Source organism: Bartonella sp. B1098 (assembly GCF_944896145.1).
GTDB lineage: Bacteria > Pseudomonadota > Alphaproteobacteria > Rhizobiales > Rhizobiaceae > Bartonella.
In genome coordinates, this window is sequence record NZ_CALYLP010000002.1 from 703,781 (window position 1) to 727,908 (window position 24,128).

Sequence of the window (24,128 nt, forward strand, 5' to 3'; positions counted from 1 at the left end):
ATCTCCTTTGAGACTACTCATGAGACTATTCAGCAGCTTAATGTAAAAATTGTTGTAAACCATAAGAAATATTTCACCTCTTGTGTTTCACTTGCGCATTTCATCAAGCTGTTAATTAAATACAACATTAAGGCATTTTTTTCTATTTTTTTTGCTTTTTCATTGATTTTCATCAAATTTTTCATATTGACTCATGGCACAATTTAATAATTTTATAGAAAATAGAGAGCGAAATAATCTAAATTAGAGTGAAATAAATGAAACATACCTATCATATTTTATGTCTTATAATCACCGCTTTGCTATTAAGTGCCTGTGGCTTTTCGCAGTATTATAACCCCAATATGTCAACCGGAATTGATGGAAAATGGGTTGATGAGAATGGCATTATTTCTTCTTTCCACAATGGTGTTTTTGAAACGCGTGCAGCAGATACAGAAGAAAAACTATCAGAAGGGATCTACAGTTACCTCAATGCCCAAAATATAGAAATTGAAATACGTTCTATTCTCCGTGGAACAATTTCTAGAGTCAATTGTACAATGTCATATGACGCCACACAACTTCTCTGCACTTCACATACAGGAGCACAGTTTTTCCTTAAACGGAAATCTTCAACAAAATAAAAGGTAAGCTTCTCTTAATTAAGAACAGAGGGAGTACAGACATCAAACAGGAGGTGATCCTTTCTCCTCCTGATAGAAAATCCTCTTTAAAATACGCAAGGAGACTGATATAATCTCTATCCGTAGAATTTTCTAAACATGATAAAATGTGTAGAGTGATCATTTTTTTTCACAAAATATCAGCAAAAAGCTCCTTCACAATAAAATTGTGACTTTGTATCGCTCAACCTATTTTAGTCTAAAATAATATTTATCTGATAGGGAACTTTAATCTAAGCAGCACCGATTCGCAAAAGATCATGAAAATGAACAATTCCTATCGGTTTTTTATCTTCAACCACGAAAAATGCACCAATATGATGATCATTAATAAAAGCCATTGCTGCACCAACAAGTGTATTTGGCTTTACAACTTTAGGCGCTTTGGTCATCACCTCATCAACATTAAATTTTGATAAATTAAAATGAATGTTCCGAGCAAGATCACCATCGGTCACAATTCCAATGAGTTCACCTTTTGAGTTGATAACACCAACACAACCAAAATGTTTTTCTACCAAAACGTTCATCGCTTCAGTCATAGCTGTTCCCTGCATAACTAAAGGAATACGGTCCCCCTCATGCATAATATCACATACGTATTTAAGGCTTGCACCAAGAGAACCACCAGGATGATATATTTTGAAATCTGTTGCGGTAAAACCACGCATTTCTAAAAGAGAAACTGCTAATGCATCTCCCATTGCCAATTGCATAATTGTTGAAGTTGTCGGTGCTAAACCATGAGGGCAAGCTTCTTCTATCTTTGGTAATAAGAGAACAATGTCAGCTTGTCGTCCTAATACAGAGTGCTCACTTGATGTCATTGCAATAAGGGGGATACGAAAACGTGCCGCATAACTCATAATGCCACTTAATTCTTGTGTTTCACCAGACCATGATAAAGCAAGAATAACATCATCAGATCCAATCATACCAAGATCACCGTGATTGGCTTCTGCAGCGTGAACAAAAAAAGCAGGCGTTCCAGTTGAAGCTAAGGTTGCTGCAATTTTTGTCCCGATATGACCACTTTTTCCAAGACCCGTAATGACCACATGTCCGGAGGCATTTTTAATGGTTTGAACAGCCACTTCAAAAGAAGATGAAAGACTGTCAAGAAAAGCTGCTTCAAGAGCTTCAAGCCCTTGTTTTTCACTGGCAAGTGTTTTAAGCGCCGATGCAACAGCCCCCTGCAAAGCCTTATGAGGAAATGGTATTGTCATAATCAAATTCAATCAATAAAATTAAATGGGAGATCTACATCATTGTTCAACTTTAATGGTTTCTAGTAAATTTTTCAATGAGGCAGAAACATGGCTGTGCATATCGGCACGTGCCAAAGAAAATGCAACGTTAGCTTCAATAAAACCAGTTTTAGAACCGCAATCAAAAGTGCGCCCTTCTAATTGAAAACCCCAAAAATCCTGTTCGTTTGAAAGCCTTATCATCGCATCTGTTAGTTGAATTTCATTTCCTGCTCCTCGTTCTTGAGTGGAAAGAATATCAAAAATTTCTGGCTGCAAAATATAACGTCCATTGATGTACAAATTTGATGGTGCCGTTCCAAACGCTGGTTTTTCTACCATTTTTGTGATTTCAAAACCATTGGCAATTTGTTTACCTTTCCCCACAATACCATATTTATGGGTTTCTCTAGGATCACATTCTTGAACTGCTATAATATTTCCGCCCCCTGTTCTTTCATAAAGGCTCATCATCTCAGAAAGACACCTCTTTTTTGCTTGTATCAACATATCAGGTAATAACAATGCAAAAGGTTCGCCTGCAACTAATTCACGCGCGCACCAAAGCGCATGCCCTAACCCCAAAGGTTGCTGTTGCCGCGTGAAAGAAGTTGTCCCTGGCAACGGCTGTAAACGATATAAATGCGCAAGATCTTCTTTTTTTCCACATTCAGCAAGTGTTGTATATAATTCAACTTGCGCATTAAAATAGTCCTCAATAACTGCTTTGTTGCGTCCAGTCACAAAAATAAAATGCTCAATGCCAGCCTCTCGAGCTTCATCCACAACATATTGAATAACAGGCTTATCAACAACCGTTAGCATTTCTTTAGGAATCGTTTTTGTTGCAGGAAGAAAACGTGTACCGAGACCTGCTACGGGGAATACTGCTTTCCGGATTTTACGCAAACTCACCCTCCTCAATGAATTCATATAACCTTTTTATTTATCATATGTTTTTATAAAATAGTGAAACAGATATCTTATTATTTCGATTATCCTTATAATGAGCAATCAAAAATTTATTGAAAGGATTAAACAAATTATTTGTTGCAGTTTTTTCCTCTTCTTGATCATATTATCAATTAAACTAAATACAAAATAAAATTATTGCACATCTAATAAATTGAATATTAATGGGGATTTCAAAATGCAAAAAACAGAATTGAAGACTTTCTCTTTTGTAGAGAAGTCAATAAATTGGAAAACGCTTATTACGAGCTTTGTCGTTCTTTTGTCTGCTTTTTTAATGTTTTTTGTATCCTTTGCATATGCTGATAGCGGATTTAAACACTGGATTAAAGAATTTAAAAAGACAGCTATTGCTCACAATATTACCCCCTCTACGTTTCACATGGCTTTTAAAGGTGTTAATGCCATTGATCCAGAAGTTTTAAAAAGCGCGGCATATCAACCAGAATTTATTGCGCCCTCATGGAATTATTTCGATAATCGTGTCCATGATATCGCAATTGTGGAAGGGCGGCACCAAGCAAAAAAATGGAATAAATGGCTTCTTCAAATTGAAGAACATTTTGGTGTTGACCGCAATATTTTACTTGCTATTTGGTCAATGGAAAGCAATTATGGGAAAATTTTAGCCAATAAAAGTGTCATGCGTGACACCATTCGCTCGCTTGCAACCTTAGCCTATGCCGATAAAAAACGCGCAAAATATGCACATACACAACTGATTGCGGCTATGAAAATTCTACAAAATGGTGAAATTAAACGCTCTCAACTCACTGGATCTTGGGCCGGTGCATTGGGACATACCCAATTTATTCCAAGCAGTTATCTCACCTATGCTATTGATATGGACAAAGATGGACGGCGTGATATCTGGACCTCTATTCCAGATGCTCTGGCTACTGCTGCTAATCTTCTCCACAAAAATGGCTGGCAATCACACCTTATTTGGGGAGTAGAGGTGAAAGTTCCCCAAGGGAAAAATCTTCCCAGTGGGTGGTATTCCTTTGAACAATGGAAAAAATTAGGTGTAAAACACGCCAATGGGCATCCTCTTCCCCCATTAACTGAACAAGCAATATTAAAATATCCAGATGGAGCCAAAGGACCTATATTCTTAGTCACAAAAAATTTCTTTGTTCTAAAACGGTATAATAATGCAGATCGTTATGCTTTTGCTGTTGCCCTTCTTGCTGATCGTATTGCTGGACATCCTGGATTAGTACATGATTGGCAAAGACCTTTTCAGCCCCTTACCTTCCAAGAATGTAAAGAATTGCAATCTCGCTTAAGTGCACTGGGCTATTATAAAGGAAATGTTGATGGAAAAATCGGAATAGCCTCCCGCAAAGCAATTAAAGTTTTTCAGCTGCGCCATGGTTTAAAAGCAAATGGATATCCATCATCTCAAGTGCTTTTTCTCCTTCGTAAACAATAATGGAGAGTTAAGATTTTGTTTCTTTTTCGTCTGATATACTTGATGTTCTTGCTGTTTTCACTTTCTATTGTGGAGATCATACAGCCCTCCCCAAGTCACGCCACCAACTTCTTCAAATGGTTGTCACAACAAAACAAACAGACACAACAATCACCGCAAATTATAGAACAAAAAAGAGACAAGCCGCAAAAAAAAATCGTAACACAAAATAACATAAAAAAACTAAAAAACGAGAATGCAAAGCGCATTCTTATCATAGGGGATTTTGCAGCTTCTGCTGTTGCCGATGCCCTTAAAAAGTTTTTTACGGATAATAGTGATATCGTTATTATAAACCATACAATGCCCGCTTCCGGTCTCGTGCGAACAGATTATTATCCTTGGCAAAGCAATATTTCTAAACTTATTGATCAAAATAACCCCGATGTCATTATCATAATGATCGGTGCAAATGATAATCAACCTATCAAAGACTCTTATGGCATCATTAATACAGATCAGTCAGAATGGATGCGCATCTACAAACAAAGAATTATCGAAATTACTGAAAATCTTCATGCCTCTGGGAAATCATGGATATGGATAGGCCAGCCTTCTTTTGGAAATGACCTTTTGACACAAAAAATGAAAATTTTTAATGCGCTCTACAAACAAGAAACAGAAAAAGCAGGAGGATATTTTCTCGATATCTGGAGCGGTTTTATTGATGAAGAAGGAAACTTTTCTTTTTCAGGCTATGATATTCATGGAAAAATAGCCAAATTACGCACCCATAATGGCATTCATTTCACCTCTGAAGGAAAGGAAAAACTTGCCTCTTATTTAGAAAAACCATTGAAAAATATTTTAAATTTTCATGCCTTTTCTCATGACAATCCATACTTAACTAATCAAACTATTCAAAAACTTATACAAGAATCAGAGAAACAAGAGACAAGTAAGATGATGCGTCAGCCTCCGATAAGCCTCGATGATATGACACAACAAAATACCCATCTTTTAGGCAAAAGAAAATCAAGTTTTATAAAAAAATCATGGCTTCCGCCAAATGGGCATCAAAAAGATCGCGCTGATAATTTTTCTTCCCCATAATGTCTGTTTAAAATACAAAATCTCATTTCCCCATAAACGAAAAGAGAATAAGATAAAAAAAAATACTGTTTACAGAAACTTAAATAAAGAGAAGATTTTCATAACTCGTAACTGCATCTTTCGGATAAGATAAAAACGGCATGGTGTTAACCATGCCATTATAGCTTATAGTCCACGTCTGTTGATCATTGCCTCTGGTAAAGGCATCCGTCCCCGAAAAGCTTTATACAGTTCCTCTGGATCGCGGCTTCCCCCAGCAGAATAAATAAAACGCTTTAAAAGATCAGCAAGCTCTGAATTAAAGACATCACCTGTTTCTTCAAATGCTTGAAAAGCATCAGCATCAAGTACTTCCGACCACATATAAGAATAATATCCAGCAGCATAACCATCCCCTGCAAACACATGCATAAAATGTGAGGGACGATGACGCATAATAATTGTATCAGGCATTTGCAACTTTTCTAATTCTTTATGTTCAAAAATTGTTGGATCCGTGACTGTTTCTCCTTGGTGAAAAGCCATATCCACGAGAGCTGATGAGATAAATTCAACCGCAGAAAATCCCGCATTAAATGTCTGCGCCGCTAAAACTTTATTGATTAACTCTTGTGGCATCGGATGCCCTGTTTTTGTATGTATAGCATAAGATTTTAAAACCTCTGGTACGGTTAACCAATGTTCATAAAGTTGAGAGGGAAGTTCAACAAAATCACGTGAAACAGATGTTCCCGCTACAGAGGGCCATGTGACATCAGAAAGCAAACCATGCAATGCATGCCCAAATTCATGGAAAAGTGTACGGGCATCATCAAGTGATAAAAGTGCCACCTCCCCTTTAGAGGGTTTAACAAAATTACAAATATTGTAGATAACCGGTTTTTGACTGCCATCCAATTTATGTTGCGATTGCAATTGGCTCATCCAGGCACCAGAACGTTTTGAAGAGCGTGCGAAATAATCACCAATGAAATACCCAAGTAAACTCCCATCAAATTTCTTTACTTCCCACAAACGTGCATCAGGATGCCAAAGTGCAACAGCATTTTTTTCTTCAAAAGTAACGCCAAAGAGTTTTTCTGCTACCCCAAAAGCCGCTTTAATCACACGATCAAGTTGAAAATAATATTTAATTTCAGCGCTATCGAAAGAAAATTTTTCAGTGCGAAGCTTTTCAGCATAATAACGCCAATCCCAAGCGGCTAAAGATTCATTGCTTCCTTGATTATTGGAAAAATTTTGTAATTCAATTTGCTCAGCAGAAGCCTTTGCTTTTGCGCGCTCCCATACAGGCATCAGTAAATCCATAACAGAATCAACGCTTTTAGCCATGGTATTATCGAGTTTCAAATCTGCAAAAGTTTTATATCCCAATAATTTAGCCTGCTCATCTCGAAGTGCAACAATCTCTAAAATAAGGGGACGATTATCATTCTTGTTATTATTTTCACCACGTTTAGCCCAAGCTTGGAATGCAACCTCACGCAAATCACGACGATCAGAGAATTTTAAAAAAGGTTCAACAATCGAGCGTGCTAGTGTTAACGCATAAGCTTCTTCATAGCCTCTTTCGCACGCAATTTCCTTCATTGAAGCAATGAGATCTTCCGGTAAACCAGATAAGTCTGTTTGTTTTAAAAATAGAATCCATTCAGCTTCATCGTTTAAGACATTCTGTCCAAAAGTAGCATTTAAAAAAGCAAGTCTTTCATTAATTTCTATAAGCCGTTTCTGAGCTTTATTGTCTAGTTTTGCACCATGACAAACGAACTTTTTCCACCATAATTCAAGAACACGTGTTGTTTCACTCTCAAATATGCCCTGCTGCGACTGTTGATAAAGTGCATCTATTTTTGCAAATATCCGAGCATCCATCATCATTTTTGAAGAATAACGGGAAAGTTTTACAACGAACTCTTGTTCGAGCTGTTGAATCAACGCATTCGTATGAGAACTGGCACGCAAGAAAAATATTGAACAGACACGATCAAGCGCTTTGCCACAAAGCTCAAAAGGTTGCAAAAAATTCTCAAGCGTTGGTGGTTCTTGCACCATCGCAATCGCCTCTAATTCTTCTTCGGCTTCTTGAAGTCCCTGTTCAAAAGCGGGTTTGAAATCTTCATCTCTTATAGAAGAAAAATCAGGAAGACCTGAAAATCCTTTCCAATCCAGCACTGCTGCTTTTGTCATAATATTGTATGTCTCCATTATAAATTTTAGCTGCAATAATTATCTTTACGACACAAATTGATAATATACTAAGACTATTTCATGCCTTTCAAAATTACCTTTCAAAGCTCTATTGAATAAGGAATATCTTTAGCTTCATGAAATCAATAAAAATAAGAATTTCTACAATTATCAAACAAAATCTTTGATTTATAATGATAATTTATTGTTTTTTTATATTGAATGAGAAAAACGAATAGCATAGGATCGTTTCATTTTAAACCATATTAACAATAAAGCTTATTTACTCGCACAACACAATGAAATTGCCTCTTGATAAAAATGCTTCTTATGAACTTTTAAAACATAAGAGCTAATTTTAATATTGAGAACTAAAAAATAGTCTAATGATCTTGGCTTTTGCCTTTTATTTAAACGTAAAGATAGTATTCTTTTATGGATTTTATACCATTTACGCATAACTTCATGCAATGGGTGTGACGTGTCTCGAGAGATATTTCTTTAAAACAAGCGTATGAATTTGCAACACAAGTATATTCTGTTTTTTTGAGGTGTAACCCCGTAAAAAACGTAAAAAAACAAAAATTTGAAAAAGGCATAATCTCTATTCTTTAAAAGTTATTACTCTTAATTCTTTCGAAAATTGCACTAAAGAAATGATGGTAAAAATGAGAACTGATTTTTACATTTACGTCTTCATATTATCCTGAAATTAGGCTGTATTCTTGCTTTCAGCGATTTTAGAAACTTGTTTATAACGTATACTTTATCCTTGACTTTACTTAAAATATTAACAATTGGAAATATTGTTGGGGAGGTTTTTTTCGATCTTCCATAAACTTTTATTTTTTTATCTCATCATCTTATCTAAATATAACTCTCCAATTTTTCAGGAGGTATTTTATCATGACTGAAATCAAAACGACCTTCGACTTCAAAAATTTTTCTCCTGAAGCTCTCGCTGAAAAATTAAAAAGTCTGCATTTCGCTGACTCTATTGATATTATCAATGACCTTGATATCATGGAACGTGTCACTATTCTTAGTCTTCTGCCTCTTGAATATGTTATCGAACTTTTTGATAAACCAGAGCTTGAACAGCCTGTTGCTATTTTAGAACTTCTCCCCATCAATCGTACAGTTGAAATTCTTGATGGTATGTCTGCAGATGCTGCTACAGATGTCTTCCAAGAAATGGATAAAGAAACCCGCACGCGGCTTTATGCCTTACTTAAACCCTTAACGCGCGCTGAACTTAAAAAACTCACCAGTTATCCCGATCATACAGCAGGAGCACTGATGACAACAGAGTTTATAGCGATTCCTTCAAATTGGACCATACAAAAAACTTTGGATCACATTCGTGAGGTCGAGCGAACACGTGAAACAGTTTATACCAGCTATGTGATTGACCCTAAAAAAGGGACTCTTCTCAAAGCTGTTTCACTGCGTAACCTTATTCTTGCCTCACCTGATGAACAAATTCTTAATGTCCCGACCCATGATTCACCCATTACAATATCGCCTTTCACACATCATGAAGATATTGCGCGCCTTTTCCAGCGCCATGACCTTCTCTCTGTGCCCGTCGTTGATGAAAATAATCATGTCATTGGCATTGTAACCGTTGACGATGTGCTTGATACGATGGTCGATGAGATGAATGAAGATGCCTATAAATTTGGGGGTATGGAAGCACTTCATAAGCCTTATATGCAAATCAAGTTTCCTGAAATGATGAAAAAACGCGGCGGCTGGCTCGCTTTACTCTTTATCGGTGAAATGCTGACCGCAAGCGCTATGCAACATTTCGAAACAGAACTTGAAAAAGCAATTATTCTTACACTGTTTATTCCCCTCATTATGAGTTCAGGAGGAAATTCCGGTTCACAAGCGACATCCCTTATTATCCGCGCGTTGGCTTTACGTGAACTCACACTGAAAGACTGGTGGAAAGTTATCATTCGTGAAATTCCAACAGGCCTATCCCTTGGTCTCTTACTCGGAATTATTGGTGTTACGCGCATCGCTCTTTGGCAACAACTCGGTATCTATGACTATGGACAACATTGGATTGCTGTTTCAACAACAGTAGGAGCAGCTTTAGTCGGCATCGTTACCTTCGGCTCTCTCTCTGGCTCTATGTTGCCCTTTATCCTTAAAGGTTTAAAATTTGATCCAGCAAGCGCTTCTGCCCCTTTTGTGGCAACTCTAGTCGATGTCATGGGCATTATCATCTATTTTTCTGTAGCATCCCTCATTTTGTCAGGAACTCTTCTTTAAACATGTAACGTAAAAACATACCCTTATGGAAAGATCTTGTCATCTCACTAGATTTTTCCATAAGAAAACAAGCCTATTATTTGTTTTCTATCGCATCATTTCATAGGTACCATATTGTTTTTATAATGATAATTCATCGTTTTGATATTAAATAATAGCGCCGCATGCCATAAAATTACCTCATCATAAATCTTCTTATTCTCGTATTGTATCAATTAAAGTCATTTTCTTGCCTGTCACAAACGTAATGAATGTATGGATGGAAAATTATTCAAGAAAGGAGTAAAAGATTTCTTATGTCTTCTTTCAAAATATAAAAGCTGTCGCAATATTGACAGCTGAGAAAGAATAATTATAGGGGTCATCAATGGGCTTTATACGCTTCACAAGGGCATTTATAATACACCCTTGACGTATATTATAGCATTCATTGATCTTATCATGAAATGGATAAGGATATAGGGTATCTCTCTTTAAAAGAAGATAATAAGTGTAGGCAAGACACCAATCTTAATGGTTTAAATTGTATTTTTTGAGATGCTTTTGAAAGCATAACTGTGAATTAAAATAACGGTAAAGAAGAGAACTTTCTTTTAATACCTTCATATTATTTATAAATCTGGCTGTATTTGCATTTCATCAATCAACCAAGATCATAACTCTTTCTTTAAACTATCCTAGAAAAGTTAATGCTTCTTATAAAATTCTTAATTGTCTCCATATTTATCTCAAATATGCGGTTGTATTAAATCTGGATGTTGATTAAAAAACTCCAGAAATTGAGCCTTTATAGAGTCTTAAAGACTTGAAGGAATCATTTTGCCATAAAAATATGGCCTCCATCTTCCAAAATTATAAAAAAACATGTAAAAGGTCTTTTTAATAGTCAGGCAAAGAACATAAAAACTTTGCCTCAAATGAAATTTCATTAAACGAAAAGAAGAAAATTTATGCAATTGCGTAACATTGCCATCATTGCCCACGTTGACCATGGGAAAACAACGCTTGTAGATGGACTTCTCAAGCAATCAGGAAACTTCCGGGATAATCAGCGTACAAGCGAACGTATGATGGATTCAAATGATATTGAAAAAGAGCGTGGAATTACAATTCTAGCGAAAGTGACATCTGTCGTTTGGAAAGATACCCGAATTAATATTGTTGATACACCAGGACATGCCGATTTTGGTGGAGAAGTTGAGCGTATTCTAAACATGGTTGATGGCGCCATCGTACTTGTTGATGCTGCTGAAGGACCCATGCCACAAACAAAATTTGTCGTTGGTAAAGCATTAAAAGTAGGATTGCGCCCTATTGTCGCTATTAATAAAATTGACCGCCCTGATGCACGCGTTGATGAAGTCATTAATGAAGTCTTTGACCTTTTTGCCGCTCTTGATGCAACCGACGAACAGCTTGATTTTCCCATTCTTTATGGGTCTGGGCGCGATGGATGGATGGCTGAAGCTCCAGAGGGGCCAAAAGATCAAGGGTTGGGACCTTTATTTGATCTCGTGACGCGGCATGTTCCTTCTCCTCGTGTTGCAGAAGGACCATTCCGCATGATTGGAACTATTCTTGAAGCAGATCCATTTTTGGGACGAATTATTACAGGTCGTATTCATTCCGGCTCTCTAAAGCCCAATCAAAATGTTAAGGTTCTTGGGCAAGATGGAAAACTTTTAGAAACTGGGCGTATCTCGAAAATTTTAGCATTTCGTGGTCTAGAACGGCAACCTATTGAAGAAGGAAGTACTGGTGATATCGTTGCGATTGCAGGTCTACAAAAAGGTACCGTTGCGGATACCTTTTGTGATCCAGCTGTCAACGAATCCTTGACTGCCCAACCCATTGATCCTCCTACTGTTACGATGAGTTTTCTCGTCAACGATAGTCCCCTTGCCGGAACGGAAGGAGATAAAGTAACAAGTCGTGTCATCCGTGACCGTTTGTTAAAAGAAGCAGAAGGCAATGTTGCGCTTAAAATTGAAGAATCAGCTGATAAGGATTCTTTCTACGTCTCAGGACGAGGAGAATTACAACTTGCAGTTCTCATTGAAAATATGCGCCGTGAAGGATTTGAACTTAGTGTTTCACGTCCACGTGTTGTGATGCAAAAGGGTGAAAATGGAATAACTCTTGAGCCAATAGAAGAAGTTGTTATCGATGTTGATGAAGAATATTCCGGTACTGTTGTACAAAAAATGTCTGAACGTAAAGGTGAAATGGTGGAATTACGCCCTTCTGGAGGCAATCGTATCCGCCTTGTTTTTTATGCGCCCACCCGAGGACTCATTGGTTATCAGTCTGAACTTTTAACGGACACCCGTGGTACAGCTATTATGAATCGCCTTTTCCATGCTTATGAACCTTATAAAGGAGACATTGCTGGTCGTGTTAATGGTGTTATGATTTCAAATGACAACGGTGAATCTGTCGCTTATGCTCTTTTTAATCTTGAAGATCGTGGACCTATGATCATTGACGCCGGTGTGAAAGTTTATCAAGGGATGATTATTGGTATCCACTCACGCGATAACGACTTAGAAGTCAATGTGTTAAAAGGAAAAAAACTCACCAATATGCGTGCTTCTGGAAAAGATGAAGCCGTAAAGTTAACGCCTCCCATTAAAATGACATTAGAACGTGCCCTATCGTGGATACAAGATGATGAACTTGTGGAGGTTACCCCTAAAAATATTCGGCTCCGCAAACTTTATCTTGATCCCAATGAACGTAAACGTTTTGAAAAAACACGGGCATCAATTTCAAGCTAATTTCATAATCTCTTTGGTCAAATATTTGATTGTAAGCCTCACTTTATCCCAGAAAGGATGTCTCTATGAATATTAAGGAAATACCCGTAGGCAAAAACCCGCCAGAAGATATTAATGTTATTGTGGAAGTCTCCCTTGGTGGTCAACCAATAAAATATGAGATGGATAAAAAGTCGGGCGCATTATTCGTTGATCGTTTTCTTCATACCTCAATGGTTTATCCTGGAAATTATGGTTTTGTCCCTCATACGCTTTCAGATGATGGTGATCCTATTGATGTGCTTATCTGTAATACCCGTCCACTTATGCCTGGTTGTGTGATCAATGTTCGCCCCATCGGGGCTCTAATGATGGAAGATGATGGTGGTAAAGATGAAAAAATTATTGCCATTCCAACGCCAAAATTAACAAAACGTTATATCAATATTCATGACTATACAGATCTGCCTGAGATTACACTCAAACAAATTGAACATTTCTTCAAGCATTATAAAGATTTGGAACCTGGAAAATGGGCTAAAATTGAAGGGTGGCGTGATAAGAACTTCGCGCATGAACTCATTAAGCAAGCCGTTGAACGCAATAAATAAATATAACAATTTTAATATAATAAAGCCTATTAAAAAATAGGCTTTATTATTTATTTTTCTACGAGATACAATCTCCAAAGGATTGCCATATCTGCTTTAGCTCCTCTAAATGTGTTGAAAAGTGAAGCCGTTTGTAGCGAGATGTTGCACCGCTTGTCAGAGAAATAGAAGAAGGTGGAATTTTCCACTGCTTCGCAAGAAATTTAATGAGAGCTTTATTTGCTTTTCCATCTTCAGGAACAGCACGAAGGCGTATAACCAGATATTGTTTCTCACCATCCTTACTTTCAATCCCTATTATTTTGTCAACGGATGATTTGGGAATGAGATATACAAACAAAATCAAGTTATTTTTATCAACTTGATAAAACATGTATCTACCTTAAATCATACTTCTATAAATACATATTTACGTAAGCTCGCCACATGAAATTACGAATAAAATAAATAATAATGAACACCACAATAGGTGAAATATCAATTGTTCCCAAATTCGGTAAAATCTGCCGGATAGGGCTTAGAACGGGATTTGTAAGGCGATATAGAAAGTTTCCTATCAAAACAACAAAGCGATTGCGCGAATTTATGATATTAAAGACATAAAGCCAAGAAAAAATGACACTAGCGATTAAAATATAAATATAAAGATCAAAAATCCAATCAAGTGTTTGAAGCAATGCATAAACCATGCGTTATCCCTTTCAATCAAGGAAACAGAAAAGCGTATAGAAAACCTTTATTAAAATGAATCTGTATATTGAATAATCGTTTTATATTTCAAAATCTCAATTAAAAATAGTGCAATGAAAATAGAAGAAACAGAAAATAATCTGAAAACTTTAAAAGCACGAAATTATAAGATTAATTTTAAATCTTATCGTTTTAATGTTCAGGCTATACGCACAAAATAAAAGCGGACTTTTAAGGCCGCTTTTATTTTATTTTTAAAATTATTTCTGCAAAGCAGTCAAACGGTTAAGGGCATTACTAAAACCATTTAGCTGAACAAATAAATCATTCAAAGGTGGTTCACCTGCTGCAGCAATTGTCATCGCTAACTTTAATTGTTTTCCAGCACGTAAAGCTGCTACGTGATTTTTGTCAAAAACGACCGGAACCATACAACCTGCTGGTACACAAGTCCGAATACCGGTTTCAATAACAGCTTTTCCTTCATCAACTTGTAAACGAACAGGCTTAGAAACCAAAATGCCAAAAGGAACTGTTAAATTACCCGATACAACACCCTCAGCATTTAGAATAAGAGTCATAGCTACAACAACACGCCCCTGCTCATTCACTTCTTGACGGTGCATAAAGCAAACTTTTTTTCCTTCTTGTAACCCACAGTTAATAGTCCACAAGCCATAGGTTTCAGTCAAAGAAGAAGCTCCATTTGGCAATGTTGCTGCTGCATCTTTTGCTGCAGAAGGCTTTGAATTTGTTGCAAATGCAACGGATGAAATACTCAAGAGAGCACAAACTATCAGTAAATTAAATAACTTTTTCATTTTCACATTCCTGTTCTTTACATATAAGAGAAGCATGTTTATCATATACAAATAATATACATCATATAAAGCATCTTCATAAAAAAAGCTTTCTCATAGTCATATAGCTTTTATAATGACTTAAGGCTACCTCGAAATTCGCTGACAACTCTCATATAAACATGCTTTTTAAAAGAAACAGCAATCGAAGGGAGAGCTTCTAGATCAATCCATTTCCATTGATCGAATTCCCCTTTATTACCATCTGGTGGCGGATTAATCACAATTTCAGAAAGCTCTCCCGTAAACTGGAAAGCAAACCATTTTTGCGTTTGTCCACGATATTTATTGCTTAATGTGCACGCAACAAGTTCTTGTGGAAAATCATAATGGAACCAATTTTGTGCTTCTTTAATCAACTTTACAGATCGAATACCCGTTTCTTCATAAAGTTCTCGATATGCTGCATCTAATGGCTTTTCATTTTCATCAATTCCTCCTTGAGGAAGCTGCCAACGACGAGATCCATCAATATCCGCATGAGCTGGCGTCATTAAACGACGCCCAACCCAAACTTTACCCTCATGATTAAAGACAACAATTCCAACACATTTGCGATAAGGAAGAGTCTTCAAGTTAACATCTGCATCCATTTATATTCCTCAAAAGCGCACAAGCTATCTATATCATTTCTCACTTTAATATATCCTTATTGGGATCTGGTGGAAATGCTGCATTTGCCATCTCACCCCGTAACAATTTATAAGCCTCATTCAATTGAATATCATCCTTAGGGTCTTTCGGAACAAAAGCAGCTGAACCAGATCCTTTATTGCTTTCTCGTTTCCCTTTGATATGCCCTTTTAATGCAGACTCACCAACTTTTACATCATAACCCTTATATTTTTCAGGAAGTGGTTGCTCTACAATAATATCAGGTGTAATTCCTGTTCCTTGAATAGAAGTGCCAGATGGCGTGTAATAAAGTGCTGTTGTTAAACGTAAAGCGCCATTTTCACCCAAAGGAATAATCGTTTGAACAGATCCTTTACCAAAAGACTGCGTCCCTAAAATTGTTGCACGTCGATGATCTTGTAGAGCACCTGCAACAATTTCAGAAGCACTTGCCGAACCACCATTAATCAGCACAATGAGTGGTTTTCCATTGGTGACATCTCCAGGCTTGGCATCAAATCTCGTTACATCACTCTTTTTGCGTCCACGAGTCGACACAATCTCACCTTTATTGAGAAAAGCACTCGAAACATTAACAGCTTGATCTAAAAGTCCACCAGGATTAAGCCGCAAATCAAGGACGTAACCTTTTAGTTTATCCTCAGGAATTTTAGATTGAATATCTTTAATTGCTGCCAGAAGATTACTCAATGTCTGCTCAGAAAACTGGATAACTCTTAAATATCCAATATCACCCTCAACGCGATATTTCACCGCTTTCACCTTGATAATATCACGAATAATCTTAACTTCAAATGGCTTATCAACGCCAGAACGAATAATTGTCAAGGTTATTGACGTTCCAGGAGCCCCTCGCATCTTATTAACAGCTTCATTCAATGTTTGACCATTTGTTTGTACATCGTCAATTTTTGAAATCAAATCTCCTGCGAGAATACCTGCTTTTGAAGCGGGAGTATCATCCATCGGTGAAACAACTTTAATTAAGTTTTTTTCCATAGTGACCTCAATACCAAGACCTCCGAATTCTCCTTTTGTAGAATCTCTCATATCTTTAGCTTCTTCAGCATTCAAATAAGATGAATGGGGATCTAGTGATGTGAGCATGCCATTGATAGCATTTTCAATAAGCTTTTTATCATCTGGAACTGTGACATATTGCTTACGCACGCGCTCAAAAACATCGCCAAATATGGCCAACTTTTTATATGCGTCATCTTCATTATTCGCAGCAACAGACTGCACCATAATCATTGAACAGGCGCCGAGCAATACCCCAGCGACCAAAAGAATAACTTTACGAATCATTTTGGCTCCTTCTCATTTTTTCAGTCTGCCACCAAGGAGTTGGATTTACAGGCTTTCCCTGCTTTCTAAACTCAATGTAAAGCATTGGAGCAGCTTTTCCTATATCCAATGCGACACTATTTGCAATAAATTGCATCCCCATCATACCCAGAGGCTCGCCTGAAAGAACAAACTGCCCCTGTTTTACATTAATTTTCGACATTCCGGTAAGAATGATATGATAACCATTTCCAACATTGAGAATGATTAACTGTCCGTAAGAACGAAATGGCCCAGCAAAAGCAACAAAAGCATCCGCAGGCGCTATAACAATAGCTCCTGACTCTGTTTCTATCGTCTCACCAAAACGCGTAATCTGCGAATTCTTATGAGAATATCGAATTCTTTTTCCTGAAACAGGAAAAAGTAAAGAACCTTTTCGGCTTTCAAAATTGAACTGCTCTAGCAATTGTAAACTTTTCCGTATCTGTATTGATGAATCAGAACTAAATTTTGACTGACGGTCAAGCTCTAAAATCAATTCTTCCAAAGACTGTGCTTTTTTAACAAGAGCAATATTTTTTTGCTGCTGTTCTGTAAGTTCTTTTTCTGATTTTTTTTGTAGTTTGTTTTTCTTGTCTAATAATAGCTCTAAACGTTTTCGCTGCTCTGCTTGACTTTGCAGTTTTGTCTTTAACACCGTATATTCCGTAGTAATGGAATTGCTTAAATTGGTCAATTCTTTGAGTTTTTCTGTTAAATCTCGTGTTTTCTCTTGCATCTGAGGAATGACAGTCCCTAATAATACAGAACTGCGCATAGAAGCCAACACATCCTCTGGCTGTATCATAAGAGCTGGAGGTGGATTCCAGCCCATACGTTCTAAAATTGCAAGAACTTCTGCAAATTCAGCGCGACGACTTTTTAAATTTTGATAGACTTTTACCCGCTTTCCTATCATTTTTTTAAGCTTTTCTTCCCTTTCAGCAATATCATCCGCAACCTTACGTTCTTCTTGAGCAGCTTTTATGAGTGCATCACTCAAAACACGTTGATCTTTTTTTAAATGCTCAACCTGACGCGTAAGAATAACAACACGCTCACGCGAAAGTGAAATATTTTGGCGAATTTCTCCCAATTCTTTATGTACTTCTGTACTCCTCATTGTATCTTCCGCATGCGATACAGAAAAGTAAAAAAACATACTCAAGAATAGGATGACAAATATCACGCATTCCCCATATAAATATTGCATCTTTCTATGAAGAAGCCTTTTCATTTGCAAAAACCATGATACCTCATCGTATACACGAGAGATGTTTTAAGTGGTGTCAGCTAAAACTATATTAATAAATATATAAATAAGTGCTAAAAATTGAACAAAAATATTTAAAAACGGTGATATGGATGATGATTTGCAATTGTTACAGCACGATAAAGTTGTTCTGTAAGAAGAATGCGTGCGATTTGATGTGGCCACGTCATAAAACCAAAAGATAAAAGAAAATCAGCGCGATTCCTTATTTGTTCATTATGACCATCAGGCCCCCCCAAAGCAATGACGACATCGCGAACGCCTTCATCACGATAACATCCTAATTTTTCAGTAAAAGCAGCTGAAGAAATCGACTCTCCACGCTCATCCAACACAATTAATCGACATTTTTCAGGTAAAAATTCAATAAGTCTCCTTCCCTCTTCCTCCATACGTTGACATGCTGTTTGAGCGCGACTTTCTGGTATCTCCTGTAATTTTTTTAAATGAAATCCTACAGCTCCAGAACTTTTAGAAAAACGATCCAAATAATGCTGAACCAATTTTTGCTCCGCTCCACTTTTCATACGACCAACTGCAAAAATAGAAATTTGCATTTTAATGATCTCCGAAGAGAACCGATGATGTATTATTTAAATCTGGAGCCATCCATATTTTTTCTAAATTATAAAAAAGACGAATTTCTGGACGAAAAAGGTGAATGATAATATCACCCGTATCAATCAATACCCAATCACCTCCAGAAAGCCCTTCTACACGCGCAAAGCCCTGCCCACTATTTTTCCCCTGCCCACTGTCTTTCAAAGTGCGTAACAAATGATCGGCAATAGAAGATACATGACGCTGCGAATTTGCCGAAGCTATGACCATATAATCAGCTAAAGATGTCTTTCCTTGAATATCAATAGCAACAATATCTTCTGCTTTTGTATCTTCCAGACTCTTGAGAATAGTTTCAAGGCTTTCCTTAACAGAAAAAACTTTTTTTTCTGTTAAGGGTATAAGATCGTAAGAGTGATTTTGTACAACGTTTTTCAGATCCATATTCCTTTCTTATTTTTGTAGTATGTAAAAAAGCTTTCTCTAAAGAAAAGCAGAATCTTATAAATTGTTCAAGAAAAATCATTCTTCTTCAAACGAAGGTTTGTTGAAGATTGAAAAGATAAAGGGCCATGCAAATAAGTCCAAACGGGTGGCTTTATAAAAGGTAATCGTTCACTTTCTCTTTCATCTAAACGAAACTGGTGATAAATGTGTGCCATAGGAGAAGAGAGGGCTGCCTTATTGCCTAAAGGACGATCAATAATTGCAATAGGAAGCATTGAGATAATATCACGCCATCGATACCAATGATGTATCGTTGTAAAACTATCTGCCCCTATAATCCATACAAAATTTACGTCACTGTAATGGGTCAGAATATGAAAAATCGTATCGATTGATACTTTGCTTCCTATAGCCTGCTCAAAACCTGTTAAGCGAATTTTCGGATGATCAATAAGTTTAAAACTTAATCGCATTCTCTCCTCTAAAGGGAGTAACTGTGTACAATCCTTTAAAGGATTTCCTGGACTAACCATCCACCATAACTGATCAAGATGTAAACGCCGAATAGCAATTTTTGCAACAAGAAGATGCCCCGCATGCGGCGGATTAAAAGAACCACCAAAAAGACCCACAACATTGGATCTTTCAACATGTGGCATACGATCTTTCCATGGAAAAAATGGATTTTTCAAGCTCTAACCTGACCATTTCCTCTAACATGATATTGAAATGATGTTAGTTGTTCAACACCTATGGGACCACGTGCATGCATTTTTCCTGTTGCGATACCAATTTCCATTCCAAAACCAAATTCACCTCCATCTGCAAATTGTGTGGACGCATTGTGCAATAAAATAGCTGAATCCAAATGATTAAAAAAATTCTCCACCACTTCCATATCCTCAGCAATAATCGATTCCGTATGTCCTGAGGAATAACGCTTAATATGAGCAATGGCTCCCTCAACTCCCTCAACCGTTTTAACAGAAAGAATAGCATCAAGATATTCATGTGACCAATCTTCTTCAGAGGCTAGTTTTATATCTGGCAGAAGAAACGCAATATCTTCTGTGGCACGTATTTCACACCCCCTCTCCTGTAAAGCAGTCAAAACAGGAAGAAATTTTTTTAATGCCCTGTTGTCAATGAGAACTGTCTCAACAGCACCGCATATCCCTGTCCGCCGCAACTTCGCATTTAAAACAATATTGCGTGCCATTTCTAAATCGGCCGATTGATCAATATAAATATGACAAAGCCCCTCTAAATGAGCAAAAATTGGAACACGCGCATCAGACTGAACACGCGCAACAAGACTCTTTCCACCACGTGGCACGATCACATCAATCGCCCCATCCAATCCTTTGAGCATTTCCCCAACAGCAGCGCGGTCTGTCGTGTCAACCATTTGAATCGCATCTTTCGGTAAACCAGAGCGCTCTAAACCTTGTACCAACGCGCAATGAAGAGCATGTGAAGAATGAAAACTATCCGAACCACCACGCAAAATCGCAGCATTGCCCGCTTTTAAGCACAAAGCACTCGCATCAATTGTAACATTCGGGCGACTCTCATAAATAATGCCAATCACACCAAGCGAAGTCCGTACACGACTTATATGAAGCCCATTGGGGCGTGTCCACGCACTCATAACCTGCCCAACAGGATCAGATAAACGAACAACTTGGCGAACGCTATCTATCATTACACCCAAACGTAACTCATCTAATTTGAGCCGATCCACCATTGCGGCTTTCAAATTATTCTGAACAGCCTTCTCTAAATCCAGACAATTCGCCCGTAAAATTTCATCTGAATGAGCCTCTAAGCTTAAAGCAATCATTTCCAACGCATTGTTCTTTTGCTCAGAAGAAGCAACAGCCAACGCTGCAGCGGCAGAGCGTGCTTTTTTCCCCATATCTTTCATTTGTTCTTCTAAAGTCATCGTATCATTCATTCTACCAAAACAATAAAAAAAGTAACTTTTTTAAACAGAATTGATCAAGCAGCGTACAATCATATCATTACGATGTACCATAGCAGAACGTGCCTCATATCCAAGAATAGATTCTATTTCTTCGCTTTTACGCCCTATAATACGTACAGCTTCATCTTTACCGTAACTTACAAGTCCACGCGCAATCTCAACCCCATTTGTATCAACAATGGCAACCGTATCTCCACGATGGAAATTTCCCTCAACAGCAATAACCCCTGCTGCTAATAATGATTTTCCTGATTCAAGGGCCTTAATGGCTCCTTGATCAATCGTCAAAATACCAGACGGATCTAAATGACCAGAAATCCATGTTTTCCAAGCACTAACAGATTTCTCACCGGCCGCAAAAAAACTCTTGCGTTCGCCTCTATCAATTGCCGCCAGAGGATTCATACGTTTACCTGAAGTAATAATCATCGCCGTTCCAGCAGCATTCGCTATCTTTCCAGCATCAAGCTTAGTCTTCATTCCTCCCCGTGAAAACTCTGAAGCAGCAACATCTGCCATTTTTTCGATATCATGGGTAATGGATGCAACAAAGGGTATAAATTCAGCCATCGGATCATTATGAGGAGACTTTGTATAAAGACCATCAATATCAGATAAAAGTATTAAAAGATCTGCTCCCATCATTGTTGCCACACGTGCAGCTAAACGATCATTATCACCATAACGAATTTCATTTGTCGCAACAGTATCATTCTCATTAATAACGGGCACTGCTCCAAAACGTAAAAGCACATTAATCGTCGCACGTGCATTGAGGTAACGCCTTCGCTCTTCCGTATCAAATAAAGTGAGCAAAACTTGACCTGTTTTGAGCCCATGTTGAGCAAGCGCATCTCCATAGGTTTTTGCTAATTCAATTTGTCCTAAAGCAGCGCATGCCTGACTTTCTTCCAATTTCAAAGCTCCTTTCGGGAGCTGTAGTAATGTTCTTCCTAAAGCAATAGCGCCTGAAGACACCAATAATATCTCTACGCCTCCTTTGTGCAATTCAACAACATCATTGATCAAGCTTTTAAGCCATTCAACGCGTAAACCTATCTGAGGATCAACCAAAAGTGCAGATCCAATCTTGACCACGATACGTTTATAGTGTGTGAGTTTTTGCAATCCAACAGTCATCTCAATCAATCCAGCTATCCTCACCCCTCTCCTCTTTGCGTGACATCTCAATAATATGTGCACCAGCACGCAGTACATTTTCTAAACCTTCACGACTCACGGCAGAAAACATCATCACAGGTTGTCCTGCTACTCTTTGCAAAGTTTCCCATTTAGCTTCACGCTCTTCAATCGTGAGAGTATCTATCTGGCTTAAAGCAACAATTTCAGTTTTATCACTTAGATTATTTCCATATGCCTCAAGTTCATGACGCACAATCTTATATGCTTTTGCAACATCTTCTTCTTGAGCAGAAATCAAATGAAGGAGTAGGCGACAACGCTCCACATGTCCTAAAAAACGGTCTCCAATTCCAACCCCTTCATGGGCTCCTTCAATTAACCCCGGAATATCAGCCAAAACAAATTCACGACCATCAATACGTACAACACCAAGATGAGGATGAAGAGTGGTAAAAGGATAATCTGCAACTTTTGGTTTTGCCGCCGTTACAGAAGCTAAAAAAGTTGATTTTCCGGCATTGGGTAAACCAACAAGCCCCGCATCAGCAATTAACTTCAAACGAAGCCATATTGCACGCTCTTCTCCAGCCAAACCTGGATTTGCACGACGTGGTGCCCGATTTGTCGAAGTTGTAAAGTGAAGATTGCCAAAACCGCCATTTCCTCCTTTAGCAAGGCGATAACGCTGTCCTATTTCTGTTAAATCACAGATTAACGTTGTATTATCTTCTTCAAAAATTTGCGTCCCAACCGGAACTTTAAGGATGACATCATCACCCTTCTCACCCGTCATATTACGCCCTTTACCATGGCCTCCTGTTTTTGCTTTAAAATGCTGTTGGTAGCGATAATCAATCAACGTGTTAAGTCCATCAACAACAAGAGCCCAAACATCACCACCCCGTCCTCCATTCCCTCCATCAGGCCCCCCAAATTCTATGAATTTTTCACGGCGAAATGATACTGCTCCAGAACCTCCATTCCCAGAACGAATATAAACTTTAGCTTGATCAAGAAATTTCATTGGAAGCACTCACTGAGGAATCAATTTCTCTACCTCTATAGGCAATATATTAATTTTACCAGTTTTTCATCATTGATAACAGAAAAACTGCCATGATCGCTGATAACTCTTTGAGAAAAGAATCATCCCATTTAAAGAAGTTAAGTAAAGTTTCAGTCTTCTCAAAAGAAAGCGCTATTCTTGTATTTTTGTTTTTCCCTTAAATTCAAGCGCTAGAAGATAAAGCTCCACTGATTCTGATCGACTTGCGGGTGGTTTAACATGATAGACTTTTTTAAAATTCTGTTTTAATATTGTGAGAAGAGTGTTTTCTGCCCCTCCTTGAAAAGCCTTTGCTAAAAAATGTCCCCCAGGCTTCAAAACCGAAAGAGCAAAATCAGCCGCAACTTCACATAAATAAATCGTTCTTAAATGGTCTGTCTGACGATGACCTGTTGTTGGCGCTGCCATATCAGAAAAAACCACATCCGGTTTTGTTCCTAAAGTTTCAATTAATTTCTGCGGTGCCTCTGCATGTAAAAAATCCATTTCCAACATTGCAACTCTAGGCAATGGGGCCACATGCAAATAATCAATACCAACGACACTAGGTTTTTCATTACTTGACCCTACGATACGCTCAGCTACCTGACACCACCCCCCCGGTGCTGCCCCTAGATCAATAACCTTTTGACCTTTTTTCAGAAATTTATAACGCTCATTAATCTCAATGAGTTTATAAGCCGCGCGCGAACGATAACCATCTACTTTTGATTGATGAACATAAGGATCGTTCAAATGCCTCTCTAACCATCGCCGTGACGAAGCTTTAATGGTTCCAGCTTTCTTTTTTACGCGCTGATATAATTCATGCGACCCTGAGCCTCCATAGCCCCCCGTTGGGGTTTTTGTTGTTTTTTTCATCGTTATTCATTGTCTCCACATTTA

General features: G+C 37.8%; 22 protein-coding genes. 6 read left to right on the top strand and 16 right to left on the bottom strand.

The annotated features are described in order from the left end of the window. Window positions 1–257: 257 nt before the first annotated feature. Window positions 258–626, top strand: coding sequence for a hypothetical protein (locus NNJ85_RS03065; protein ID WP_254473447.1), 369 nt, complete (start codon window positions 258–260; stop codon window positions 624–626). Window positions 627–898: 272 nt separating this feature from the next. Here NNJ85_RS03065 and NNJ85_RS03070 read toward each other — a convergent pair whose 3' ends face one another. After that, complete coding sequence (locus NNJ85_RS03070; protein WP_254473448.1) at window positions 899–1,891, bottom strand: SIS domain-containing protein; 993 nt, start codon at window positions 1,889–1,891, stop codon at window positions 899–901. A gap of 39 nt (window positions 1,892–1,930) precedes the next feature. After that, the gene (locus NNJ85_RS03075) at window positions 1,931–2,821 is read right to left on the bottom strand and encodes a UTP--glucose-1-phosphate uridylyltransferase (RefSeq protein ID WP_254473450.1); all 891 of its coding nucleotides are present in this window, start codon (window positions 2,819–2,821) and stop codon (window positions 1,931–1,933) included. 241 nt (window positions 2,822–3,062) lie between these two features. Between NNJ85_RS03075 and NNJ85_RS03080 the strand changes: the two genes are divergently transcribed. Both NNJ85_RS03080 and NNJ85_RS03085 read left to right on the top strand, forming a co-directional pair. Then, the gene (locus tag NNJ85_RS03080; RefSeq protein WP_254473452.1) at window positions 3,063–4,319 is read left to right on the top strand and encodes a lytic murein transglycosylase; all 1,257 of its coding nucleotides are present in this window, start codon (window positions 3,063–3,065) and stop codon (window positions 4,317–4,319) included. 15 nt (window positions 4,320–4,334) lie between these two features. Next, entirely contained in the window at window positions 4,335–5,411 is a 1,077-nt protein-coding gene (locus tag NNJ85_RS03085) for an SGNH family hydrolase (protein WP_254473454.1), read from the top strand. Between the two features lie 165 nt (window positions 5,412–5,576). Here the strand turns inward: NNJ85_RS03085 and NNJ85_RS03090 are convergent, their stop codons facing one another. Beyond that, entirely contained in the window at window positions 5,577–7,601 is a 2,025-nt protein-coding gene (locus NNJ85_RS03090) for a M3 family metallopeptidase (protein ID WP_254473456.1), read from the bottom strand. A gap of 906 nt (window positions 7,602–8,507) precedes the next feature. Between NNJ85_RS03090 and mgtE the strand changes: the two genes are divergently transcribed. From mgtE to ppa, 3 genes are all read left to right on the top strand, one after another. Further along, window positions 8,508–9,884: a magnesium transporter gene (gene mgtE / locus NNJ85_RS03095; protein ID WP_254473457.1), complete on the top strand. Its 1,377-nt coding sequence runs from the start codon at window positions 8,508–8,510 to the stop codon at window positions 9,882–9,884. 950 nt (window positions 9,885–10,834) lie between these two features. Further along, window positions 10,835–12,661 carry a translational GTPase TypA gene (gene typA, locus NNJ85_RS03100; RefSeq protein WP_254473458.1) on the top strand — a complete coding sequence of 609 codons (1,827 nt, stop codon included), beginning with the start codon at window positions 10,835–10,837 and terminating at the stop codon, window positions 12,659–12,661. Window positions 12,662–12,726: 65 nt separating this feature from the next. Beyond that, window positions 12,727–13,251, top strand: coding sequence for an inorganic diphosphatase (ppa, locus tag NNJ85_RS03105; protein ID WP_254473459.1), 525 nt, complete (start codon window positions 12,727–12,729; stop codon window positions 13,249–13,251). Window positions 13,252–13,309: 58 nt separating this feature from the next. Here the strand turns inward: ppa and NNJ85_RS03110 are convergent, their stop codons facing one another. The 13 genes from NNJ85_RS03110 to NNJ85_RS03170 all read right to left on the bottom strand — a co-directional run bounded on the left by NNJ85_RS03110 (window position 13,310) and on the right by NNJ85_RS03170 (window position 24,104). Beyond that, window positions 13,310–13,624: a DUF167 domain-containing protein gene (locus NNJ85_RS03110; protein WP_254473460.1), complete on the bottom strand. Its 315-nt coding sequence runs from the start codon at window positions 13,622–13,624 to the stop codon at window positions 13,310–13,312. A 22-nt stretch (window positions 13,625–13,646) separates the two neighbouring features. Then, the gene (locus tag NNJ85_RS03115) at window positions 13,647–13,940 is read right to left on the bottom strand and encodes a YggT family protein (RefSeq protein WP_254473461.1); all 294 of its coding nucleotides are present in this window, start codon (window positions 13,938–13,940) and stop codon (window positions 13,647–13,649) included. A gap of 261 nt (window positions 13,941–14,201) precedes the next feature. Further along, window positions 14,202–14,762, bottom strand: coding sequence for an invasion associated locus B family protein (locus tag NNJ85_RS03120; protein ID WP_254473462.1), 561 nt, complete (start codon window positions 14,760–14,762; stop codon window positions 14,202–14,204). 110 nt (window positions 14,763–14,872) lie between these two features. Further along, window positions 14,873–15,394 (bottom strand): RNA pyrophosphohydrolase, encoded by a 522-nt coding sequence (locus NNJ85_RS03125; protein WP_254473464.1) that lies wholly within the window; start codon window positions 15,392–15,394, stop codon window positions 14,873–14,875. A 40-nt stretch (window positions 15,395–15,434) separates the two neighbouring features. Further along, window positions 15,435–16,745: a S41 family peptidase gene (locus NNJ85_RS03130; protein ID WP_254473466.1), complete on the bottom strand. Its 1,311-nt coding sequence runs from the start codon at window positions 16,743–16,745 to the stop codon at window positions 15,435–15,437. After that, on the bottom strand, window positions 16,735–17,979 hold the full coding sequence (locus tag NNJ85_RS03135) for a murein hydrolase activator EnvC (protein ID WP_254473468.1): 1,245 nt from the start codon (window positions 17,977–17,979) through the stop codon (window positions 16,735–16,737). Before NNJ85_RS03135 ends, NNJ85_RS03130 begins: the two co-directional genes overlap by 11 nt. A gap of 134 nt (window positions 17,980–18,113) precedes the next feature. Next, the gene (gene rlmH, locus NNJ85_RS03140; protein WP_254473470.1) at window positions 18,114–18,596 is read right to left on the bottom strand and encodes a 23S rRNA (pseudouridine(1915)-N(3))-methyltransferase RlmH; all 483 of its coding nucleotides are present in this window, start codon (window positions 18,594–18,596) and stop codon (window positions 18,114–18,116) included. Between the two features lies 1 nt (window position 18,597). After that, a complete protein-coding gene (gene rsfS, locus NNJ85_RS03145; protein WP_254473472.1) occupies window positions 18,598–19,044 on the bottom strand; it encodes a ribosome silencing factor in 447 nt (148 codons plus the stop codon). A gap of 68 nt (window positions 19,045–19,112) precedes the next feature. After that, the gene (locus NNJ85_RS03150; RefSeq protein WP_254473474.1) at window positions 19,113–19,706 is read right to left on the bottom strand and encodes a nicotinate-nucleotide adenylyltransferase; all 594 of its coding nucleotides are present in this window, start codon (window positions 19,704–19,706) and stop codon (window positions 19,113–19,115) included. Window positions 19,707–19,735: 29 nt separating this feature from the next. After that, entirely contained in the window at window positions 19,736–20,992 is a 1,257-nt protein-coding gene (locus NNJ85_RS03155; protein WP_254473919.1) for a glutamate-5-semialdehyde dehydrogenase, read from the bottom strand. Between the two features lie 42 nt (window positions 20,993–21,034). Beyond that, entirely contained in the window at window positions 21,035–22,174 is a 1,140-nt protein-coding gene (gene proB, locus NNJ85_RS03160) for a glutamate 5-kinase (RefSeq protein WP_254473921.1), read from the bottom strand. A gap of 1 nt (window position 22,175) precedes the next feature. Then, the gene (obgE, locus tag NNJ85_RS03165; RefSeq protein ID WP_254473476.1) at window positions 22,176–23,201 is read right to left on the bottom strand and encodes a GTPase ObgE; all 1,026 of its coding nucleotides are present in this window, start codon (window positions 23,199–23,201) and stop codon (window positions 22,176–22,178) included. Between the two features lie 174 nt (window positions 23,202–23,375). Next, window positions 23,376–24,104, bottom strand: coding sequence for an RlmE family RNA methyltransferase (locus tag NNJ85_RS03170; RefSeq protein ID WP_254473478.1), 729 nt, complete (start codon window positions 24,102–24,104; stop codon window positions 23,376–23,378). Window positions 24,105–24,128 lie beyond the last annotated feature (24 nt).